The 21145-nt window shown below is 43.6% G+C and carries 16 protein-coding genes; 2 read left to right on the top strand and 14 right to left on the bottom strand.

Going from position 1 to position 21145, the window contains the following annotated elements:
• Positions 1 to 234: 234 nt before the first annotated feature.
• The gene (locus FQ082_RS02850) at positions 235 to 1065 is read left to right on the top strand and encodes a Cof-type HAD-IIB family hydrolase (RefSeq protein ID WP_149491972.1); all 831 of its coding nucleotides are present in this window, start codon (positions 235 to 237) and stop codon (positions 1063 to 1065) included.
• A gap of 83 nt (positions 1066 to 1148) precedes the next feature.
• Here the strand turns inward: FQ082_RS02850 and FQ082_RS02845 are convergent, their stop codons facing one another.
• The 3 genes from FQ082_RS02845 to FQ082_RS02835 all read right to left on the bottom strand — a co-directional run bounded on the left by FQ082_RS02845 (position 1149) and on the right by FQ082_RS02835 (position 2720).
• Positions 1149 to 1511, bottom strand: a complete 363-nt coding sequence (locus tag FQ082_RS02845; RefSeq protein WP_149491971.1) for a hypothetical protein — start codon at positions 1509 to 1511, stop codon at positions 1149 to 1151.
• A 102-nt stretch (positions 1512 to 1613) separates the two neighbouring features.
• The gene (locus FQ082_RS02840) at positions 1614 to 1877 is read right to left on the bottom strand and encodes a hypothetical protein (protein ID WP_149491970.1); all 264 of its coding nucleotides are present in this window, start codon (positions 1875 to 1877) and stop codon (positions 1614 to 1616) included.
• Positions 1878 to 1928: 51 nt separating this feature from the next.
• Positions 1929 to 2720 carry a 3-oxoacyl-ACP reductase gene (locus tag FQ082_RS02835; protein ID WP_149491969.1) on the bottom strand — a complete coding sequence of 264 codons (792 nt, stop codon included), beginning with the start codon at positions 2718 to 2720 and terminating at the stop codon, positions 1929 to 1931.
• Between the two features lie 265 nt (positions 2721 to 2985).
• On the opposite strand from FQ082_RS02835, the gene FQ082_RS02830 reads away from it, so the two are divergent.
• Positions 2986 to 4110 carry a PotD/PotF family extracellular solute-binding protein gene (locus tag FQ082_RS02830; RefSeq protein WP_149491968.1) on the top strand — a complete coding sequence of 375 codons (1125 nt, stop codon included), beginning with the start codon at positions 2986 to 2988 and terminating at the stop codon, positions 4108 to 4110.
• A gap of 91 nt (positions 4111 to 4201) precedes the next feature.
• On the opposite strand, the gene FQ082_RS02825 is transcribed toward FQ082_RS02830, so the two are convergent.
• The 11 genes from FQ082_RS02825 to pilM all read right to left on the bottom strand — a co-directional run bounded on the left by FQ082_RS02825 (position 4202) and on the right by pilM (position 21074).
• Positions 4202 to 5413 carry an FUSC family protein gene (locus FQ082_RS02825; protein ID WP_149491967.1) on the bottom strand — a complete coding sequence of 404 codons (1212 nt, stop codon included), beginning with the start codon at positions 5411 to 5413 and terminating at the stop codon, positions 4202 to 4204.
• A 155-nt stretch (positions 5414 to 5568) separates the two neighbouring features.
• Positions 5569 to 6990: a glutamate synthase subunit beta gene (locus FQ082_RS02820; protein ID WP_011514477.1), complete on the bottom strand. Its 1422-nt coding sequence runs from the start codon at positions 6988 to 6990 to the stop codon at positions 5569 to 5571.
• Positions 6991 to 7187: 197 nt separating this feature from the next.
• Positions 7188 to 11651: a glutamate synthase large subunit gene (gltB, locus tag FQ082_RS02815; RefSeq protein WP_149491966.1), complete on the bottom strand. Its 4464-nt coding sequence runs from the start codon at positions 11649 to 11651 to the stop codon at positions 7188 to 7190.
• A gap of 801 nt (positions 11652 to 12452) precedes the next feature.
• Positions 12453 to 13589: a hypothetical protein gene (locus FQ082_RS02810; protein WP_149491965.1), complete on the bottom strand. Its 1137-nt coding sequence runs from the start codon at positions 13587 to 13589 to the stop codon at positions 12453 to 12455.
• A 175-nt stretch (positions 13590 to 13764) separates the two neighbouring features.
• Entirely contained in the window at positions 13765 to 14874 is a 1110-nt protein-coding gene (gene aroB, locus FQ082_RS02805; RefSeq protein WP_149491964.1) for a 3-dehydroquinate synthase, read from the bottom strand.
• Positions 14875 to 14955: 81 nt separating this feature from the next.
• Entirely contained in the window at positions 14956 to 15516 is a 561-nt protein-coding gene (gene aroK / locus FQ082_RS02800) for a shikimate kinase AroK (protein ID WP_011514481.1), read from the bottom strand.
• A 164-nt stretch (positions 15517 to 15680) separates the two neighbouring features.
• A complete protein-coding gene (gene pilQ / locus FQ082_RS02795) occupies positions 15681 to 18059 on the bottom strand; it encodes a type IV pilus secretin PilQ (protein ID WP_149491963.1) in 2379 nt (792 codons plus the stop codon).
• A gap of 27 nt (positions 18060 to 18086) precedes the next feature.
• Complete coding sequence (locus FQ082_RS02790; RefSeq protein WP_149491962.1) at positions 18087 to 18626, bottom strand: pilus assembly protein PilP; 540 nt, start codon at positions 18624 to 18626, stop codon at positions 18087 to 18089.
• Entirely contained in the window at positions 18626 to 19357 is a 732-nt protein-coding gene (locus tag FQ082_RS02785; RefSeq protein WP_149491961.1) for a type 4a pilus biogenesis protein PilO, read from the bottom strand. Before FQ082_RS02785 ends, FQ082_RS02790 begins: the two co-directional genes overlap by 1 nt.
• Positions 19354 to 20019 carry a PilN domain-containing protein gene (locus FQ082_RS02780; RefSeq protein ID WP_133104811.1) on the bottom strand — a complete coding sequence of 222 codons (666 nt, stop codon included), beginning with the start codon at positions 20017 to 20019 and terminating at the stop codon, positions 19354 to 19356. Before FQ082_RS02780 ends, FQ082_RS02785 begins: the two co-directional genes overlap by 4 nt.
• Positions 20019 to 21074, bottom strand: coding sequence for a type IV pilus assembly protein PilM (pilM, locus tag FQ082_RS02775; protein WP_149491960.1), 1056 nt, complete (start codon positions 21072 to 21074; stop codon positions 20019 to 20021). Before pilM ends, FQ082_RS02780 begins: the two co-directional genes overlap by 1 nt.
• Positions 21075 to 21145 lie beyond the last annotated feature (71 nt).

Genomic DNA, 21145 nt, shown 5'->3' with positions numbered 1-21145 from the left:
CATTAAACATAACCTTATAATAAATTGATACTGTTAATTTAGTCACATCGTTTAGGGTTTTTGTTAACTTTTAAAATATGCATTAATCTACGGTATCACTAGCAAAGCAAACACCCGATCAGTAGTCAAATTTACAACATTATAGGTTAATCTATAGATGGTTATATCTTTAGACGTATTGTAGTAGTATCTGAATTATTAGTATTAAAACAACTAAAACATAATAGGATAATCATGTTTATCGAAGACAAAATCGCCACAGATATTACGGCTACTCAAACTCTTACCCCAAAAATCATATTTTTTGATATCGATGATACCTTAAGTCGAAACGGTGAAATTGCGCCACAGAATAAAGCCACCCTTGAAGCGCTCGCTCAGACTGATATTAAACTGGTGATTTCGACCGGGCGTTCCAAAGCCATATTGCCTGCTGATATATTAGCCTTGCTTGAAGCTGATGTATTGGATGCCATTATCTGTATGAATGGACAATACAGCTTTAATAAAGAGGGCATGATTAGCCATTATCCATTAACCGATACGCAGACCAACAAGATTGTAATGCTGTGCCAAAAAAGTGAACTCATTCACAAATTTGATTCGGCAACGCATATTGCATGGTCACATGAAAACGCGCGCCTGCGTGAATACAATGCGATAACATCTAATTCTATCCTTGACCCAGATTATCATAAGGCAAATACGGTTTATCAATGCTCTGTGTTTTTTAACAATCAAGAAGAGAAAATGCAGGAAGTTGACTTTGCCCAAGATGATTTGAAACTGGTGCATTGGCATCATATTGGCGCAGATATATTACCAATCGAGGCATCTAAAGCACGCGGTATCATCGATTTGTGCCTGCATTACGATATTGATGCAAAGGATTGTATGGCATTTGGTGATGGGCTCAATGATTTAGAGATGTTTGATTTGGTCGGCTATGCGGTGGCAATGGGCGATGCAAAACCTGAACTGATCGCACGTGCGGATTTTGTCACTGGGACGATTGAGGAGCATGGAATACAAGCGGTACTCGATCATTTGCATATAGCATCTTAGATGTTTTTGTAGGCTAGGCTTTTAGCCTAGCACCAAATTCTAATAACTCTAGAAAGCTGGATTAAAAACCTAGCTTGCACCGCTCAATAAAATCTATCACGATTGGTGTATACCCCTTTAATAAAATCGAACTCACGCCAAAAATCATGCATAAAGACATTAGCGCCACCAAACACGACTTTTACTCCATTTTCAACCTCCCAACCCCAGCTATACATAAGATTTATCTTTTGATAGTTTATTACTTCTTCAGGAAATGGAATCGTCAATAAGTACTTACCTTTTTTATCATATAACTTTGCTAGAAATTTAGCATTTTCAGAGCGTCTTTCTTTATTAAATATTATAAAATAGTTGCAATTTTCGTGATATATAACATCACCATACTCAAAGTCAATGTCGAATTTGCTTATTAGTTCTAACTTTTGAGAAGTGTTGAGTTCCATTTTTATCCTCTGCTATTAGCTCATTACAAACCCCAAGAATACGATCAGCCATGCTATTTAGATTTTGTAGGATATTCTCCGTCTACAAAATCTAAATTAAAATTAACCCCTTCTCATAACCAATCCATAGACCCAACTGCCTAGCTTATAAAATCCAACAGCAACTAAAATAAAGAGTAATGCAGCAATTAAATAAGCCAAAAAAGTGGGTAAATTGGTCAACCAGCCAATAGTGAATGCCACGCCAAGATAAGCTTCCAGTGGCCAGCTTAAAATCGGCGTATCCATACCAAAATTAAAGAAAGCAATGAGGGCGCATAGACCTAGCACGGCGGTTATAATTCCAGCAAGTTTACGGTTAGTCATCTCATCTCTCTTATATAATCAAATTAATTTAGTTAGCAAGTAGTGCCATTATTAAGGCATCGTTAAACCGCCATCAACGGCGATAGATTGACCAGTAATAGCTGAGCTTAAGTCAGATGCCATCAATAGTACTGAATTTGCAAAGTCGGCAACTGAGGTTGCTTGGCGAAGTGGTGTGGTGGTGGCGATATAATCAAACACTTCTTCAGTGGTTAATTTACTAGCGTCAGTCGTTTTTAATAGTCCACCTGCTAGCAAGTTCACACGAATACCATATTGCCCAAGCTCCGCTGCTAGATTACGCGTTAGACCAATAAGCGCTGATTTGGCCGTTGTATAGTCGTAATAAGTGACGACCGGATTATAGACAAGGTTGGTTGAGATATTGATAATCTTACCCATCTGCTGAGTTTTCATTTGCGGTAATACCGCTTGTACTGTATTGACGGCACCTTGGACAATGCCGTCAATTTGCTGAGAAAAATGTGCCCATTTCACAGTCTCAATACTGGTGTAATCAGCACTCGGGTTAAACTGATAGCTTGGTAAAGCATTATTAACTAAGATATCAATACATCCGAAACGTTCTATAACTTCTGCTGCCATTGCTTGCATTTGTGCTAAATCAGTTACATCCCCTTGATAAGTAAAAGCACGCCCACCTTCTGCTTCGATATCAGCAACCACTTTTTCAGCCGCCTCTTTACTATGCAAATAATTCACGCAAACGCTCGCGCCTGCCGCTGCCATCTGCATGGCGATTTGAGCGCCGAGACCACGACTGGCGCCTGTGACGATAGCAACTTTATCAGTAAGAAGTGCCGGAATAACGGTTTGAGCCATGATGTTGTATCCTTTATTATTATGTTATGGTTAGAGTATGACTATACTTAAAGAGCTCTGGCTAAAGACCAAGTCACGCTTATCATAGCATGATTGATTGCTATCACTTCATGAGCATTACTCCTAGCATTGGCTAGTGCTGAACGCAGTTAAATCACTGCCCTGTAAATTTCGACTTACCATGATCATAACCGTATAATGAATTAATTTTATGACGGATCATGCGCCCGCTTTTCACCTTTTGCCCTAATTTAGGAGAGACATTTTGTCCCATTTATCTTCATCCAATTGGTCTACTCGCACCTCTATTAAAATACTGCCGAAAGCATTGCTCTGTGCCGCCATCGGGCTCTCTATTACCAGCTGTAGCAAATCTGATAACGCGCCTGTCGATAGTTCTATTACCAGCGATGTCACGTTGAACCTTTATAACTGGTCAGAGTATATGCCGCAAGAAATACTTGACGGCTTTACTGAAGAAACCGGTATCAAAGTCAATTACACCACATTTGACTCTAATGAAGCCATGTATGCCAAGCTAAAGCTGCTTGATGATTCTAGCCAATACGACTTGGCGATTCCATCGACGTATTATGTCGAAAAAATGGCAAAAGAAGGTCTGCTACAAGAGCTTGATAAGTCTAAATTGAGCAATTTTAAAAACCTTGACACTTCTTTTACCAATACCAAAGTTGACCCAGAAAACAAATACTCGATTCCTTATATGTGGGGCAGCACCGGTCTTGCTATCAATGGCGAGACGGTTGATCCAGCCACGGTCAATAGCTGGAATGATTTATGGCGTCCTGAGTATAAGGGTCAAGTGATGCTGATGAATGATATGCGCGAAGTGTTTGGCATGGCGCTATTAACCCTAGGCTACTCTGGCAATAGTAGAAATCCTGACGAAATTAAAGCCGCGTATGAGAAGCTCACCACTTTGATGCCGAATGTAAAAACCTTTAACTCAGATGCTTCACGTATGCCATATATGGAAGGTGAAACCAGCGTCGGTATGACGTGGAATGGTGAAGCTATCATTGCTAATAGTGAAGGTCTCACCAGTTTGGTGTATAAATACCCAACCGAAGGTGCGATATTATGGATGGACAATTTTGTCATTCCTAAAAACGCCACGCAAGTCGATGCAGCCCACAAGTTCATAGACTATCTGCTACGTCCTGAGAACTCCAAAATTGTTAGTGAAGAGATAGGTTATGCGTCGCCTAATATTGCGGCACGTGAAATGATGCCAGATGACGTCAAAAATAATCCAACCATCTACCCTAGTAAAGACGTATTGGCAAAAGCTGAATTCCAAGAAGATGTTGGTGATGAAGCATTGCAGGTGTACCAACAGTATTGGGATAAGCTAAAAACTGGTCGTTAATCATTGTTTATTAATGGTCGATTTTTGATAGCTGTTTTTAATAATTATGATCGTAAAAAAACGCTGACTTTATAGAGTCAGCGTTTTTTATTTATAAATGCAAATCTGTTTCACCACCATGCTCCTCTATACGTCGTTGTTCACGGCGCTGGTAGCGCAGACCAGAAGCCGCAAACCACTGCGGCTTAGTCTCTTGTAATAAGTCACTGAGCTGCTGTAATTGCACTTGTAAAGTTTGTGTCAACCACAAGTAGCCCTGCCATTCAAAGCCTAAATTTTCTACGCTTGGATATTCTGATAAGGTAATACGCGTAATGGGACGAAACACCTCATCACTTGGGCTACGCAACACTGCTGCCATATGTTGCATCACTTGGGTTAATTCGTGCTGATAATGTATGAGCAGGATATGATTATCCTCATCGATCTCGATACTGGCTAAGCGCGGTGCTGCCGTTAGCAGCAGATCAATCGTACCAATAATATTTCGGTGGGTACGTTGAATACTCTCAATTGTCTCTTTATCGATACCAGACTCGCTCGTTGTTGCTGCCAAATGGGGGCGTACCGCTAAGAGTCTTTTATTGATCTGCTGTAGCTCTATCACTAAGGCTTTGTTAACAGGTACGGCAAAGACTGTTGGATTGACGTACTGAACATCACCATCAATCAATTCTTCAGCAGTCTCGATATGATTGCCTACCCTAGCATAAAGATTACTACAAGCATCGAGGTTACTAGCCAGTAAGAATCGCCACATCAATGTGGACTTCAATGGCAAAATCAATGTCGCTGCAACGGCAAGCCCTGTACCAAGTAAAATATTAAGGGCACGGTAGATACCATCTTGACCGATAGTGCTTTGACCCAAATCTGAGACAATCATCAACATGGTTATACCTGTCAATAACCCTGTGTAGCCAAGATTCCTAATCGCCAGATAGCCAATAATACCACTCATCAGTCCGATGATGACATAATCTACCCACAACCATGTCCCTACGCCTTGACTAAACCATACAATACCGAGCGCAGCACCAATACCTAATAAAGTACCAAGTACTCGCTCTTTAGCCTTAGTATAGATTGCACCTTGATACTGTAGCAATCCTAGAATAATAAAAACAGTGATAGTCGTCCATTCTCCATGTGGAAAATTGGTGACTTTATTGACTAATAAAGCGAGTATAACTGCCATGCCCAAACGTATAGCATGCAGCACATCAGCATGCTGATAGCGAGCGTATGGCTCTATCACAGGAGCGGTAAATCGTTGTAAAAAAGTCGGCTTCACGCAGCACATCTCTTATCATTAATGAGAATTAGAATTAAAAAAAGCATAAAAATAACGCCTTTTACCTATTAAAAGATAAAAGACGTTAAGTGTCAAAACAAGCTCGCACATCACTAGAAAAAGGCAAGGTTAAGTGAGCATTTGGGTGTCAATCAGGCTAATTACTACACTTCTAAATAATCTAAAATCCCTTCAGCCGCTTCACGACCTTCCCAAATGGCAGTGACCACCAAATCAGAGCCACGTACCATATCGCCGCCGGCAAAGATCTTAGGATTATTGGTTTGGAACTTAAAGGTTTGTTTTTCCGCTGCCAATACTCGACCAGATTTGTCCATAGAAATCTGCTGCGCGTCAAACCAATCCGCAGGGCTTGGACGGAAACCAAATGCCATTATCACTGCATCACAAGGTATAATCTCTTCTGAGTTGGCAATTGGCTCAGGATACTGACGACCGTTTTCGTCTGGTGCGCCCAGATGCGTCGTTACTACTTTTACCGCATTGACCTTACCGTTTAAGCCAATTATTTCAGTCGGTTGGCGGTTAAATAAGAACTCAACCCCCTCCTCGCGTGCATTGACCACTTCACGACGTGAGCCTGGCATATTTTCCTCATCACGGCGATAAGCACAGAATACTTGCTCAGCACCTTGACGAATACTGGTACGATTACAGTCCATCGCGGTATCGCCACCACCCAACACCACAACTTTCTTGCCTTTTAGGTCGATATACTCGCCTGAGTCTTTTTCCCAATCATTACAGCGATTGACGTTGGCAATCAGGTAATCCAGAGCGTCATATACACCCTCCAACTCTTCACCAGCAAAGCCACCACGCATATAGGTATAAGTACCCATACCCATAAATACAGCATCATACTCACCGAGCAGCTCATCAATACTGACATCGGTACCGATTTCTGTCTCAAGGCGGAATTCCATGCCCATGCCTTCAAAGATGACACGTCGATTACGCATGACGTCTTTTTCCATTTTGAACTCTGGAATACCGAAAGTTAATAAACCCCCAATCTCTGGACGTTTATCAAAGATAACGGGTTTGACGCCATTTCTGACCAAGATATCTGCACAGCCAAGCCCTGCAGGTCCTGCTCCAATGATGGCAACCTTCTTGTCTGTCCAAATGACCTTAGACATATCAGGACGCCAGCCGAGGGCAAAAGCGGTGTCATTGATATATTTTTCAACATTGCCAATCGTCACGGCACCAAAGCCGTCATTGAGTGTGCAAGAGCCTTCACATAGGCGGTCTTGCGGGCACACACGTCCGCAGACTTCAGGCAAAGTATTGGTTTGATGACACAATTCTGCAGCTTGGAAAATTTGACCCTCAGCGGCTAGTTTTAACCAATTAGGAATGTAATTATGTACGGGGCATTTCCACTCACAATACGGATTGCCACATTCTAAACAGCGATGCGATTGCTGAGCGACTGATTCACTTTCAAACGGCTGATAAATTTCAACAAACTCTGTTGAACGCGTGGCGATGTCTTTTTTGATCGGCTCAAGCCTTGGCACATCTAAAAACTGAAAACTATTTTCTAAGCGTTTTGCCATGGTATTGTCTCTTTTATATAGGGGTCTTTTATAGTGGCTAACGACAGTCGATATAGGCAGCCTCAATAAGGCAAATTTACTTATATAGGCTGTCATTTACCTGCTCAAAACATCTATAAATTCATCTTTAGAATAACGTCGTGCACCTCTAATATCTATATATTATGGTACACAACGCTATCAATAAATCAGATCAATTATTGCGGATCAGCGGTCGTGGTTTTAAGCAAAGTTGCAACGTTTGCTGCTTTTGGCTTAACCAAGTAGAACTTACGCGCATAATGCTCGAAGTCCGCTAATATGGTCTGCCCCCATGCGCTACCCGTTTTATCGACATGCCTTTCGATGACCTGCTGTAAGTAGATACGGTGGCTTTCCATCTGCTCGCTTGAGATACGATTTAAATCAATCAACTCATGGTTGCAGCGATCAAAGAAATCACCTTCTAAATCGAGTACATAAGCAAATCCACCCGTCATGCCTGCGCCAAAGTTAAGACCAGTACGTCCAAGTATGGTGATGATACCGCCCGTCATATACTCGCAGCAATGGTCGCCTGTGCCCTCGATAACAGCATGAGCACCTGAGTTACGAACACCGAAACGCTCCCCTGCCGTACCAGCGGCATATAGCTTGCCACCTGTTGCACCATACAAGCAGGTATTACCTACAATGGCAGTATCTTGCGTCACAAAGCTTGAGTCTTTTGGTGGATAAATCACAATCTCACCGCCTGCCATGCCTTTACCAACATAATCATTGGCATCGCCTTCAAGTTCAATATGCAAGCCACCAGCATTCCAAACACCTAGACTTTGTCCTGCTGTTCCGGTCAAGTGCAGCTTAATAGGTTTGTCACTCATGCCAAGATTGCCCCATAACTCTGCAATCTCGCCTGAGATACGCGCACCAATCGAGCGATCACAGTTACCAACGTAATAACTATAGTCGCCACCATTGCCTTGACGAATATTCAGCAGCATATCACTAATCATCTGCTCAGCAAGCAAGCCTTTATCAAATGGCTCATTGCGCTCAACTTGACAAGTCTGCGCTTTGCCGCTACTGGCAGGATGACTAAATAATAGAGGCGATAAATCAAGATGCTGTTGCTTAGCAGTATTGCCTTCTAATATATCAAGCAAGTCAGTACGTCCAACCAACTCTTCCATCGTGCGCACGCCAAGCTTTGCAAGCCATTCGCGGGTTTCGGTTGCGACAAATTTAAAGAAGTTAATCAGCATTTCAGCTTCACCGATGAAGTGATCATCGCGTAGCTGGGCTTTTTGAGTGGCAACGCCCGTTGGACAGTTATTTAAATGGCAAATACGTAGGTATTTGCAACCGACCGCTATCATCGGTGTGGTGCCAAAACCAAAGCTCTCAGCACCAAGAATGGCGGCTTTGACCACATCAAGTCCTGTCTTTAGACCGCCGTCGGTTTGGATACGAACTTTATGACGCAAGCCATTAACGCGTAATGATTGATGAGTTTCAGCAAGACCTAGCTCCCAAGGCGAGCCAGCATGATGGATAGACGACAGAGGTGATGCTGCCGTACCGCCGTCATAACCTGAGATAGTAATCAAGTCAGCATAGGCTTTTGCCACACCTGTTGCAATCGTGCCAACACCCGGACGCGAAACCAACTTAACTGACACCAACGCATCTGGATTGACTTGCTTAAGATCAAAAATAAGCTGCGCCAAATCTTCAATCGAGTAAATATCATGATGCGGCGGCGGTGAAATCAACGTCACACCCGGCACCGAATAACGCAGGCGCGCGATTAACGCATTGACTTTACCGCCTGGCAGCTGACCACCTTCACCCGGTTTTGCCCCTTGAGCAACCTTGATCTGCATGACTTCTGCTGAACGCAAATAGGCGGGCGTTACCCCAAAACGACCAGAGGCAACTTGTTTAATTTTTGAGTTACGCAGTGTCCCATAACGTACAGGGTCTTCACCGCCCTCACCTGAATTTGAGCGACCACCAATAGTATTCATAGCGATAGCGATGGCTTCATGCGCTTCTGGCGACAGCGCGCCCAGCGACATACCAGCAGAGTCAAAACGCGACAAAATGGCTGAGATATCTTCAACCTCATCAACGTCAAGTGGATTGTCCGTTTTAATCTGTAGTAAATCTCGCAAAGTGGCGACCGGACGGCTATTGACGATTTCTGCATATTGACGGTAATTGTCATAATTACCAGTTCGTACCGCCAGATGTAGGCTATTAATCACATCAGGATTAAAGGCATGATACTCTTTATTAAAGACAAACTTTAATAAGCCGCCTTGATCAAGTGGTGCACGACGCTTAAAGGCATTTGCCGCAAGCTGCGCTTGATCTGCTGCCAAATCAGCAAAGTTTGCACCTTTAATTCGACTTTGCACGCCTTTAAAGCATAAGTTGACCACTTCTTCAGAAAGGCCTACCGCTTCGAATAACTGAGCGCCGCGATACGAGACAATGGTAGAGATACCCATTTTTGATAAAATCTTTAGCAGACCTTTATCTAAGCCTTTACGGAAATTCACCCGTGCCTGAATCGGATCACCAAGCAGCTCACCAGTCGCAACCAAGTCATCAATCACATCATAAGCCAGATAAGGATAAACACAGGTTGCACCAAATCCAATCAATACCGCTACTTGATGTGAGTCACGCGCCAGACCGGTTTCGATAATTAAATTGGCATCAGTACGAATACCTTGGGCGATCAGATAATGATGCACCGCCCCTGTGACCATTATGGCGTTGGCAGGGACTTTATCTACCGCAATGTCTTTATCAGATAAGACAATCAAGGTATGACCAGCACGAATGCTAGTGGCGACTTGCTCGCAGATAGAGATAATGGCAGCGGAAAGCTCTAGCGTACGGTCATAATTTAAGTCGATACGTACCATCTTAAAAGCAGGATCATTCACAGTTTCAAGTTGCTGCATCTTACTTGCTGAGAGCACTGGTGATGACAAGATAAGGCGATGCGCGTCACGTGCCGATGGTGCAAACACGTTGGTTTCAGCACCAAGACAGGTCTGTAGCGACATTACAATAGATTCACGTAGCGGATCAATCGGTGGATTAGTGACCTGTGCAAACTGCTGACGGAAGAAATCACCGACATGGCGGATCTGCTGTGATAGTACTGCCATTGGCGTATCATCACCCATCGAACCGACTGGTTCTTGGGCATTTTCGGCATTAGGACGGATGATTTCTGTGCGTTCTTCATTGGTGATGTGATACATTTTTTGCAATGCTTTTAGCGGCTCACCGCGACATGCTTGCGCTGCTAACTCTTCTTCTAAGCGCTCATCATCACGAATACGAGTTGCCTCGTCGCGTAACCATTTACGATACGGATGCGCCTTTTTGAGCAAGGTCGCGATGGCTTTGGTATCCATTATTTGACCGGTTTGAGTATCAATGACTAGCATCTGACCGGGTCCAACACGACCTTTAGCGAGCACGTCTTTTGGCTTATAATCCCAAACCCCTACTTCTGAGGCGACTGTAATATAACCATTCTTCGTCGTCACCCAGCGCGATGGACGTAAACCGTTCCGATCAAGCATACAGACCGCATAGCGACCATCTTGAATCACAAGCCCTGCAGGACCGTCCCATGCTTCCATATGCTGTGAGTAAAACTCATAAAACGCTCGCAGATCCATATCCATGCTATCGACATTCTGCCAAGCAGGTGGTACCAGTATCGACATTGAATGAAATAAGCTCATACCGCCTGACATCAGAACTTCTAGCATATTGTCTAAGCTAGATGAGTCTGAGCCACTACTATTAACTAAGGGCGTTAACTCATTCAAATTGGGCAGTTTGTCTGATTTTAATTTTGGCGTACGCGCCTCAGACCAGCTGCGGTTGCCGGAGATGGTATTTAGCTCACCATTATGCGCCAGATAGCGGAAAGGCTGGGCTAGTGGCCAGCGCGGTAGCGTATTGGTTGAAAAACGCTGATGGAATACCACAATATGCGACGCCAAACGCGCATCTTGCAAATCTAAGAAGAATGCTGGCAAGTCTGATGGCATCACCAAACCTTTATAAATAATAGTCTGACAGCTCAATGAGCAGACATAAAACAGCTCATCATCAACCAAGCGTTGCTCAGATTTTTTACGCGCCACAAACAGCTTGCGATTAAAATCATCTGCCGCTAAACCATCCGGCGCATTGACAAATACTTGCTTAAAATCTGGTAATGTCTGACGCCCAATTTCACCGACAATGCTTAAATCAAGTGGAACATCACGCCAGCCCGCTACTTCTAAACCTTGCGCGGCGAGCTCTTCATTTAAAACTTGTTGGCTATGCTGAGCCGTTGCCGTATCTGGATTAACGAATACCATCCCTACTGCAAAGTTATCCGTTATTTTAAACTGTTGCTCTGCTGCAATGTCTTTAAAGAAAGCAACGGGTGTCGCTAACAATAAACCACAACCATCACCGGTTTTGCCATCAGCTGCCACGCCGCCACGATGGGTCATGCAACTGAGGCTATGAATGGCTGTTTTCACCAAGTCATGACTGGCTTGACCTTCAATATGAGCAATCAAACCAAAGCCACAATTGTCAGAAAAATCATCTGGCGAGGCCAAATGCGTATGGGAGGAAATCATTGACATAGCTTGTCCTTTTAAGTGAGCGGCAGTCTATGCAACCAATGTGATGCACAAACCATTCTCCGCAAGCAGAACGGGCTGGATTATATTTACATATCCGGATAAATAAAGCGCGAGCAGAGAAATTATTGCCAGTGCATTGAGTATGATAAAAATAATTATCAAAGCGCAATGCATGCTAGCGTCATTTAAGACATCAATTTAACGCGGACTGATAGGATAACTTGGTGAAAGTATTCAATGTCAATCTTCGCAAATCAAAATATTAAGCACTTCAACGTAACTACTTGTCGATCTTATGTTGGTTATAGGTTTCAATATGAATCTTATAACCTTCAATGACCAAACTAGTAAATAGCTGAAAAAACGCAGTTTATCCATCAAATGTGAATATAAGACGCCTATATTCAAGCGCCTTAACAATCCTAATAAGGATGATAGTAAGAGAAGTTGCGCCACTTGCGATATGCTGATCGTAGCGGATAACTAGTAACCAGCTAACAAGTAGCAGCGCTTGAGATATGATGTTTTCTGTTAATCATTTATCCTAAATCTAATAAAATCTTCTTAAATTAGAAGTTAACAAATGACCATTTACGATAACTATACAGAACGTCACCCATCCTTATATTAGTGAATGATTGACAAAAAATCTAGTCTTTTCTGCCGATTCATCCGTCAGATTTTGTAAGTGTTTATATTGTTATTGGTTATATAAGATATCATAACCCATAAATAAATGATTCATAAAAAAAGCCCACTGTATTTTTGAGTGGGCTTTTTGACGTAAGTGCTTACTTAAAATTAGTCTTTCTTTTCTTCGATGAGCTCTTTTATACTGTCGTTTTTGGCTTTTGGCGCTGCCGCATTGTTAGAGCTATTATTGGCATTTTTATTCGCCGAGCTTGCATTTGAATTTTTATTATCCAAATTTGTACTGTTGGGATTGGCAGTGTTATTCGGCGCCTTAGGCGTGGCAACCACTGGTGGTTTTTTCGCTGAATTAGTATCAGCACCAGATACAACAGGCTTTTTGCTTTCTTGCTCAGGCTTACGGTTATTATCAGTATTCTTAGAGGCTGAGGTAGTAGGAGATTGCTCTTCTATACCGAAAATACGCTCTTCATTAACTGTCAAGGTATCAGAGGTATCAACGGACTGACGAATGCTTTCAGTCGCACTGCTACTGGTCGATTCCTGAGGAGTACGGTTGATCGCATTGCTTGCGGGTTGCTCACTGTTATTTACCGTCGGTGTTTTTTGACGTAGCGGCACTTCACGCTTGGTTGGTCTCAGATTGACAGCACGGGTGCGTTTTGTACTCAAATCTTTTACAGGATCAGGGCGCTCATAATTATCAATGATGCTGACGTAGCGATTGATCTCTTCAGGCAATACTCGCACATTGGCAGGCAGCTTAAAATCTATCAGCTTAGCCGCACCAACTGCTTCTTGTGGACTGCCCATCAAGCCATAAGTCAGCATATAACGGACTTGCTCGTTTTCATCAAGGTAGCGGAAATATGTAAATTTGCTACGGTCTTCACGTCCTTCTAGATAACTGACAATCACCTCATTTTCAGCGACATTCATGACCTGTACTGTCCACTTGCCTTTGTTGGCAAGCAGATAACGCTTATCTTTAAACTCATCAGGATAGCTGCGCAAATCACGAACCGTTTCATCAAAACTTATCGGTTGTACGTCAGTATCAAGCTCATGCAGCGATTCAATTTTCAATGGCTGCTCAAGCTCCGCACTCAGTGTTTTGGGCGCTGCTATGGGCGCGTTTTCTATCTTGGCGCCCATCGCTGGCGTTTGGCTAAACATCCATACCAAAGCGGTGGTCACACCCAACATCAGAGTCGCTATCAGCCAAATCAGCGCTTGACGGCGATAGGATTGACTCGCGGTGCGAGTCGTCGAGCGAGATGCTGCCATGGAGGTGTCCTTGGTAAAGATATGCTTAGGATAGGGTCATAAAAATTATACAGATAAAACCAAGCGCTCTATACTCACTTCAAAATAAACGAGAATCGCTTTTAGTACCGTGCTATTTCTATATTGAAAACAATTAACTGCTCATAGCCATTTATAATGTATGTTCTTTTATAGCTTACGGTGCATGCGTGGCTAGCACATCGGTGAGCAGATGCGGGTCAAAATCATTGGTTAATACTGCTTCACCCAATGATTTTAACAAAATAAGGCGGATTTGTCCGTGTTTCACTTTTTTATCATGCCCCATTAAGTCCAAAGCGGTCTGAACTTCAATAGGCGGCGGCGTGATCGGTAAATTGGCTAATGACAATATGCGCTTAACACGAGCAACCTCATCGCTCGTTAACCAGCCGATTTTTTGCGACAGCTCAGCCGCTTGTACCATGCCCGCAGCGACTGCCTCACCATGTAGCCAACTACCATAACCTTCATGAGTTTCAATTATATGACCAAACGTATGACCAAAATTTAATAAAGCACGTACACCTGACTCTCTTTCATCTTGGGCGACAACATCAGCTTTGTACTGGCAGCAGCGCTTGACCGCTTCACCCAGTACCGCTAGATCTAAAGCCATCATTGCAGGCAGATTGTGCTCAAGCCAGGTCAAGAACTCGGCATCCATAATCAGCGCATATTTAATAACTTCAGCAAGCCCTGCTGACAGCTCGCGCGCTGGCAGGGTTTTGAGTGTGCTCATATCTGCCAATACCATTTGCGGCTGCCAGAATGCGCCAATCATGTTTTTGCCTTGCGGATGATTGATACCGGTTTTGCCGCCGACACTTGAATCCACTTGAGACAGCAAGGTGGTTGGTATCTGAATAAAATTGACGCCGCGCATAAAGCTTGCCGCTGCAAATCCCGTCATATCACCAATGACACCACCACCAAGCGCAATCAAAGTCACATCACGATTAAAATGCGCTGCCATCAGCACGTCATAAATCTGATTGATACTCGACTGGCTCTTATATTGTTCACCATCTGGTAGCACGCACACCTGCACGGTAAATTGAGCTTCTAACGGCTTCTGTAAGGCCTGCAGATAAATCGGTGCAATAGTGTCATTGGTAACAATCAATACCTGCTGACCCGTAACATAAGGGACAATTTGGCTAGCCATACTGCTATTTTCTGCTATTGCGTTTTCAGTAATGACGATTGGATAGTCATGACTTTGCGTATGTACTGTCAAGTGAGCATGAAACAGTGGCGTTGCCATGAAAATCTCCTTAATTCTTACGAGTAAAATTTAACTAAATAGGTATTCGATAATATTGGTCATACTAGTCATTTTTTGACATCAGTCTTTTTCAGGCTCTGAATCGACAGACGTAGAGATACAAAATGAGTTAAGCTGCTGTAATAATTGATTGACCATGTGCCGTGGATACGTATGTCCTGTTGGCATAATGATATGCGCTACTTCCCTGTACAATGGATCGCGCGCGCTATATAAACCTTGCAGTATTTTTCTGGGGTTTGGCTGCTGTAATAAAGGACGCGATTTGTCTTTCGCAGTACGAGCCATTTGTACATCGACAGGCGCATTGAGATAAATAACGATACCGCGCTGCTTTAAATACTCACGATTTTCAGCTGCCATCACAGCACCGCCACCAGTCGCTAAAACAATTTGCGGTTGCTGTGTTAGCTCATCGATTGCACGCGTTTCCCGTTCGCGAAAGCCCGCTTCACCTTCTTTGGCAAATATCCAAGCGATATCGGCACCGGTCTGCGATTCGATATACCAATCGCTGTCTACAAACGAGCGCCCGAGCTGCTTTGCCAGTAATCTGCCGATTGTGGTCTTCCCTGCTCCCATCGGCCCTACCAAAAATACCGACGGTAATTCCTCAACCATAGTACTCACTCAGCTAAATTAGGTATGATACAACGTCATTGATATTCTGGCTAGTAATGAGCTGTGATTATTGTTAGTAAAATCCTTGCCAGCCTAAAAATCAACCATTAAAAAAGCAAGCACTAAGGCTTGCTTTTTATGACTCAAAACCAACTAAAATCTGACTAATCTAAGCGACTAATACCATCATTGATCAGTTTCGGCGTGATAAATATCAGCAGCTCTTCTTTGGTATTGCTGCGCACGTCTTTACGGAAGGCACGACCGATATAAGGCAAATCGCCTAAGAAAGGTACTTTATCGACGCCATTATTAGTACGGTTTTTAAAGACGCCGCCCAATACAATGGTTTGACCATCTTCAACAATAACGTTGGTAGAAATCGAGTCTTCAGCGATGGCAACCTGATTGTTAATAATGGTCGGTGTGCCATTGGTGATTAGCAGCTGCAAACCAATCTTACCATCTGGAGTAATATTTGGCGTGGCTTCCAAACTTAAAGCAGCTTCTTTAAAGCTAGTAGTAGTCGCGCCACTTGCTGATGCTTCTTGATAAGGAATCTGCGTACCAGAAGATACTTTTGCCGTTTGCTTATCAGAGGTCAAAATCTTTGGCGTAGAAATCACTTCACCGCGGTTGTCTGCTTGCATGGCTGACAACTCAAGATCGAGCATAAAATCAGAAATACCTAGCAGACCAAAGGCAATACGACCTGCTGGATTATCAACGCCTAAATCAACGTTTAGATTGTCAGGACGAGTAATATCGTATTTAGGATAAGAGACGGTCTGACCATTAATAGTCGTGGTCTGCACATCAAAATCTTTTAAGTCCCATAAAGTTTGGTTACTGCCACCGACCAACAAGTTGCGGTTATTGGCAGCGCCATTCGACAAGATACCCCAACGCACTCCAATCTCTTTACTAAAGCTATCAGTCGCACTGACGATACGCGCTTCAATCATGACTTGACGGACAGGAATGTCGATTTTACCAATCAGCTTATGGATATTTTCAATGCTGGCTGCCACATCTTTAACAATCAAAGTATTGGTGCGCTCATCGACTGTTACCGTCCCACGATTAGAGAGCAAGCTATTGCTATCGTTAGTATTAGCATTGGCGCTACCAGTATTGCTACCGCCAGAGGCGCCACCACTACCTTGAGAGATCAGGGTTAGGACATCTGCCGCTTTTGCGTAGCTTAGACGGATATATTCAGTACGTAACGGTGCATAAGACTCAACTGCTTGCTGTGCTTCAAGCTCACGTGCTTCTTGTTCAGCAAGTTCAGTTGAAGGCGCAACCAAAATTACGTTACCGTTTTCACGTTTGCCCAAATTTTTACTTTTAAGAATGATATCAAGTGCTTGATCCCAAGGTACGTTGATAAGGCGCAAGGTAATATTACCGGCGACCGAATCACTAGCAACGATATTCATCTCTGTAAACTGCGCTAAGATATCTAGGACACTACGAATCTCAACATCTTGAAACTCCATAGATAGCGCTGCACCAGTATAGACTTTTTCTTCAAGCGTCGGCTCACGTAGCAGCTCAGGTCGTCTGATACCAATATTTAGCTGACTGCCTGATTGATAGGCTTGGTATTCAAAATCGTCTTTCATATTGATGGTAATAACACCATTTTGACCTTGGTTTTTAGTATCAATACTGTCTACCAAACCACCATTAACATTCAAGCGACGTAGCAGATTTCTAGGTACGGTACTGCCTGTCAAACGCACAACCAGCTTATTACCTTGACGCTGAACGTCTACAGGAATAGCTTCATTGGCAAGTGAGATACTAACGTTACCACCGCCATCATTCCCTGCTGAAAAATTCACAGCGCTTAGCCCATCATAGCTATACTGCTTGCTGACTTGTGCAGAGGCAAGTTGTGGGCTTAATAAAGGGTTGACACGTACGACCATGGTGTCAGCAGGTACTTGGCTTTTTGTCACCGTGGTTCTAATAGGCGCAACAGCAACGCTACTGGTTTCAACAATGGGCGTAACCACAGCCGTGGTAGTAATAGCCGAATTGCCATTTAGGACATCTTGTACAGGGTCGTTGGTAATGACTTTCGTGACCACCGGAGCAATCACTGGACGATTAGGGTCCGTAATCGTCAGCAATAATTCATTGCCATCAATCGCGGTGGTATAGTTGCCCGTCTTTTTTAGCCCAACGATAAGACGGGTGGTATTGTCACTATTTAAGGTAGTGACCTCATTGACCATACCGATATTATATTCTTTAAAGCGACTAGCAAGACCGTTTTGCACCTGTTCAAAATCCAGCACCAAACGGCTAGGATTGTCGAGCTGATAAGCGGCTGGTAATACTGGCGCACCTGAAAACCCTAAACGCATTTGCGTTACGGCTGGCGCAGTCTGCACCACAGAGACAGTGTTGATGCGCTGCTCGGCATGGGCACTGCTACTTACAGCTACCATACTCATTGCCAATGCAGAGATGGCAAAAGTAGAAGATACGCGGTTGCTCATCGTCATTACCTTGTTATTGCGTACTGTCATTATTTATTCCTCAAAAAATCTGCCGACTTAGCTTATAGGGGACACCAGTGACTGGGGTTTTTCAACAAACCCAGCACGGCTGTCTGGCACAATTTCAATCAAGTTAATCTGAGTCGGTGTGATTTCAACAATACGACCGTCATTCAATCCAAGATAATTACCCACTCTAACACTAGCAACTGAGCCATCAGGACGCTGTACTAAAGCATACTGTTGACCTTCAGGCGAGATAACCACACCGCGAAAAATCAGTTGTGTCAGCTCGTACTGTTCAAGCGGTTCTTTGACTCGTGTTATATCAGGGCGTACCCCATCAGTAAAAGTGGTCGGACCTTGTACATTCACTAAACTCGGTGGCAAAAATGGACTACGCTGCGCACTGGCGCTATAGACAAAATCTTCTACCAGCTCGGCCTGAGGAGGAGGCTCAATCGGCTGCGCAGGCTGGTTACGGATATCAGCCATTGCCTGTTCTGCTAAACCGATACGATCCGTACAACCCGCTAGAGATAAAACAGTAGCGCTTAACAGCAATAACCTTAACTTAGGCAGTTTGTGGCTAGTCATTAGTTGCCTCCTGCAGCAGCATCGGTGGGTACAGCTTCAGCCGCCGCTGCATCACCTTCAGGGACAGCTTCTTTTGAGCGATAGGTTTTGGTTTGCAATACCAAATTCAGCTCGGGTAAAACATCCAAGGTTGGCTGCGGATTACTGACTTCGAAGTCGTGCATGGTGATAATCCTTGGTAAAGCTGCCAAACCACTGATAAAGCTACCAAATTGATGGTAGTCACCCAACGCTGCAATACGAATAGGCTGCTCAATAAAGAATTCATTTTCAATTTCAGGCTCAACAGAGATATCCTGAAAACGTATATTACTGCCCACGCCCGTCATATTGATACCCTCAACCAATTCTGATACACGGGTATCTTTTGGTAGCTGGTCAAGCAAAGTATTAAACTCCGCTTCCATTTGAATCACTTGAGCTTGATAAGCTTGCAGATGGCGCGCGCGCGATTCTTTTTCACGGTAGCTATCGAGCAAGGTTTGTTGTTGGCTTTCTGCTGCTGTAATTTCATCAATTTTACTGCTGATTGGTAATGCCCATGACAAAGCAGCAATCAAAGCAATAATAAAACCAATGACGGTGACTTTAACAGCGAGCGGCCAACTGCCATAGTTTTCAGAATCCAATGACTCAAAACTGCGGCGAAACTCATTTAAATCAAACTGTTTTCTTTGTCTTATCACCGTCTTTTTGAGTTTAATGCGGGTTTTTTTACGGGTCAGTTTCATAACTCACCTCCAGGTACAATAGCGCCATCAGCACCTTCTACAGGCACGGCAGTTTCAGACTGTACTTTAGTCGTGATTACAAACTGCACATAGCTGTCTTCAGGATAAATAGGACGCGGTTGTTCACCTGGCGTAGTGACCGTATTTTCCAAAACAGGGGCTGCTTGATAAGCGGTAATGTTTTGCTGAATATTGCTTACGGCTGAATCGCCCATCCACTTACTGCTATCAAGATTGCGGATCAAGCTTGATACCACGTTTGGATTGTCAGCAAGACCTGTCAATGTTAATACATCCCCTTCACGTTTTAGATTATTCAAATAAAGCGCTGGCGGAATGGCTTTAGCAAGATCATCCCATAGACGTACAGGTACAGGACGTCGACCTTGCAAGTCTTGAATAACTTGCATACGTGAGATGATATCTTCACGGCGCTGCTCTAAGCTATCAATCTCGACCAACGCTTTATCCAAGCGAGCGTTTTCTTGTTCAATCAGTGCATTGGCATCTAATTGTTCAGCAAGTTCGTTATTAAAATAACTCCACGTCGCAAATGCTGCAAGCAGAGACAACAGTGTCACTGCCACCACCAAGGTGATAAACTCTTTATTGCGGCGGGCACGCTCTTCTTCTCGCCAGGGCAGTAGGTTAATACGAGCCATTAGTCAAAGCTCCTTAACGCCAGACCGCAAGCGGCCATTAAGCTGGGTGCATCAATCGCCAGTTGCTCATGATCGATATGCGGCGCAATAGTCATATTAATGAACGGATTTGCAATACTCACAGGCACGCCCAATCGCTGCTGCGCCATACCAGCAAGACCCGCAATAGAGCTACTGCCACCAGCAAGGACCACATGATCGATACTACTATATTGACTTGAGGAGAAATAAAACTGTAAAGAGCGAGTGATTTGTTGGATGGTATTTTCTATAAATGGTGTTAAGACATCAGTATAGTAATCATCAGGTAGAGCACGCTCGCGCTTACTAATAGAAGCTTCTTCAGCAGACAAACCATAGCGGTTTTGGATGGCTTCTGTCAGCTGACTGCCTCCAAATAACTGCTCACGACTATAGATAAACTCGCCATTTTTGGCGACATATAATGTTGTTTGATTGTGTCCGATGTCAACCAGCGCCACCAAATCTGGCAAGTTTGGCAGACTGTCTGCCATCAAGCCAAAAGCACGCTCAATGGCATGCGACTCAATATCCATTATCTTGGTTTGCAGACCACCAAAGGTTAAGGCATCAACTCTTTGGTCAACGTTTTCTGAACGAGAGGCGGCAAGCAGTACTTGTACCATGTCATCATTGATAAGAGAGGGACCCAATACTTCAAAGTCCAAATTGACGTCTTCTAACGGATAAGGTATGTATTGGTCAGCATCCAAACGAATTTGAGCTTCACGCTCAACGTCACTTAGCACCATATCCATATCGATGATTTTAGTAATCACCGCTGACCCTGAGACTGCTGTGGCTGCACTACTACCCGCCGCTTGGCAACGCCTTGCCAAGCCTGCTATAGTATTGCCTACCATTTCCGTGTCTACAATGAGTTTGTCGATGACTACGCCTTCAGGTAATATTTCAGTACCATAAGATCTTAGGTGAAAAACGCCTTGTTGGCGCTGTATGTCAACCAACTTCACTGAGGTGGTACAAATATCCACGCCAATCAAATGTCGACTCTTAGAAGTAAATAGCCTCACAAACTCTATACCTTATATTAAGTGTACAATCTGATAGTTATTTGTAATAATTTAGTACAATACTTTACTTA

Source organism: Psychrobacter sp. ANT_H56B (assembly GCF_008369245.1).
In the GTDB taxonomy this organism is placed as follows: domain Bacteria; phylum Pseudomonadota; class Gammaproteobacteria; order Pseudomonadales; family Moraxellaceae; genus Psychrobacter; species Psychrobacter cryohalolentis.
This window is presented reverse-complemented; position numbering and strand designations above follow the sequence as displayed.

Excerpts from the sequence above, each read along its gene's own strand:
- aroB (WP_149491964.1), bottom strand. The coding sequence starts at position 14,874 with ATGGCAACGCCACTGTTTCATGCTCACTTGACAGTACATACGCAAAGT.
- FQ082_RS02825 (WP_149491967.1), bottom strand. The coding sequence starts at position 5,413 with ATGTGCTGCGTGAAGCCGACTTTTTTACAACGATTTACCGCTCCTGTG.
- gltB (WP_149491966.1), bottom strand. The coding sequence starts at position 11,651 with ATGTCAATGATTTCCTCCCATACGCATTTGGCCTCGCCAGATGATTTT.
- FQ082_RS02790 (WP_149491962.1), bottom strand. The coding sequence starts at position 18,626 with ATGACTAGCCACAAACTGCCTAAGTTAAGGTTATTGCTGTTAAGCGCT.
- FQ082_RS02780 (WP_133104811.1), bottom strand. The coding sequence starts at position 20,019 with ATGGCTCGTATTAACCTACTGCCCTGGCGAGAAGAAGAGCGTGCCCGC.
- FQ082_RS02845 (WP_149491971.1), bottom strand. The coding sequence starts at position 1,511 with ATGGAACTCAACACTTCTCAAAAGTTAGAACTAATAAGCAAATTCGAC.
- FQ082_RS02840 (WP_149491970.1), bottom strand. The coding sequence starts at position 1,877 with ATGACTAACCGTAAACTTGCTGGAATTATAACCGCCGTGCTAGGTCTA.
- FQ082_RS02810 (WP_149491965.1), bottom strand. The coding sequence starts at position 13,589 with ATGGCAGCATCTCGCTCGACGACTCGCACCGCGAGTCAATCCTATCGC.
- FQ082_RS02820 (WP_011514477.1), bottom strand. The coding sequence starts at position 6,990 with ATGGCAAAACGCTTAGAAAATAGTTTTCAGTTTTTAGATGTGCCAAGG.
- FQ082_RS02785 (WP_149491961.1), bottom strand. The coding sequence starts at position 19,357 with ATGAAACTGACCCGTAAAAAAACCCGCATTAAACTCAAAAAGACGGTG.
- pilQ (WP_149491963.1), bottom strand. The coding sequence starts at position 18,059 with ATGACAGTACGCAATAACAAGGTAATGACGATGAGCAACCGCGTATCT.
- FQ082_RS02850 (WP_149491972.1), top strand. The coding sequence starts at position 235 with ATGTTTATCGAAGACAAAATCGCCACAGATATTACGGCTACTCAAACT.
- aroK (WP_011514481.1), bottom strand. The coding sequence starts at position 15,516 with ATGGTTGAGGAATTACCGTCGGTATTTTTGGTAGGGCCGATGGGAGCA.
- FQ082_RS02835 (WP_149491969.1), bottom strand. The coding sequence starts at position 2,720 with ATGGCTCAAACCGTTATTCCGGCACTTCTTACTGATAAAGTTGCTATC.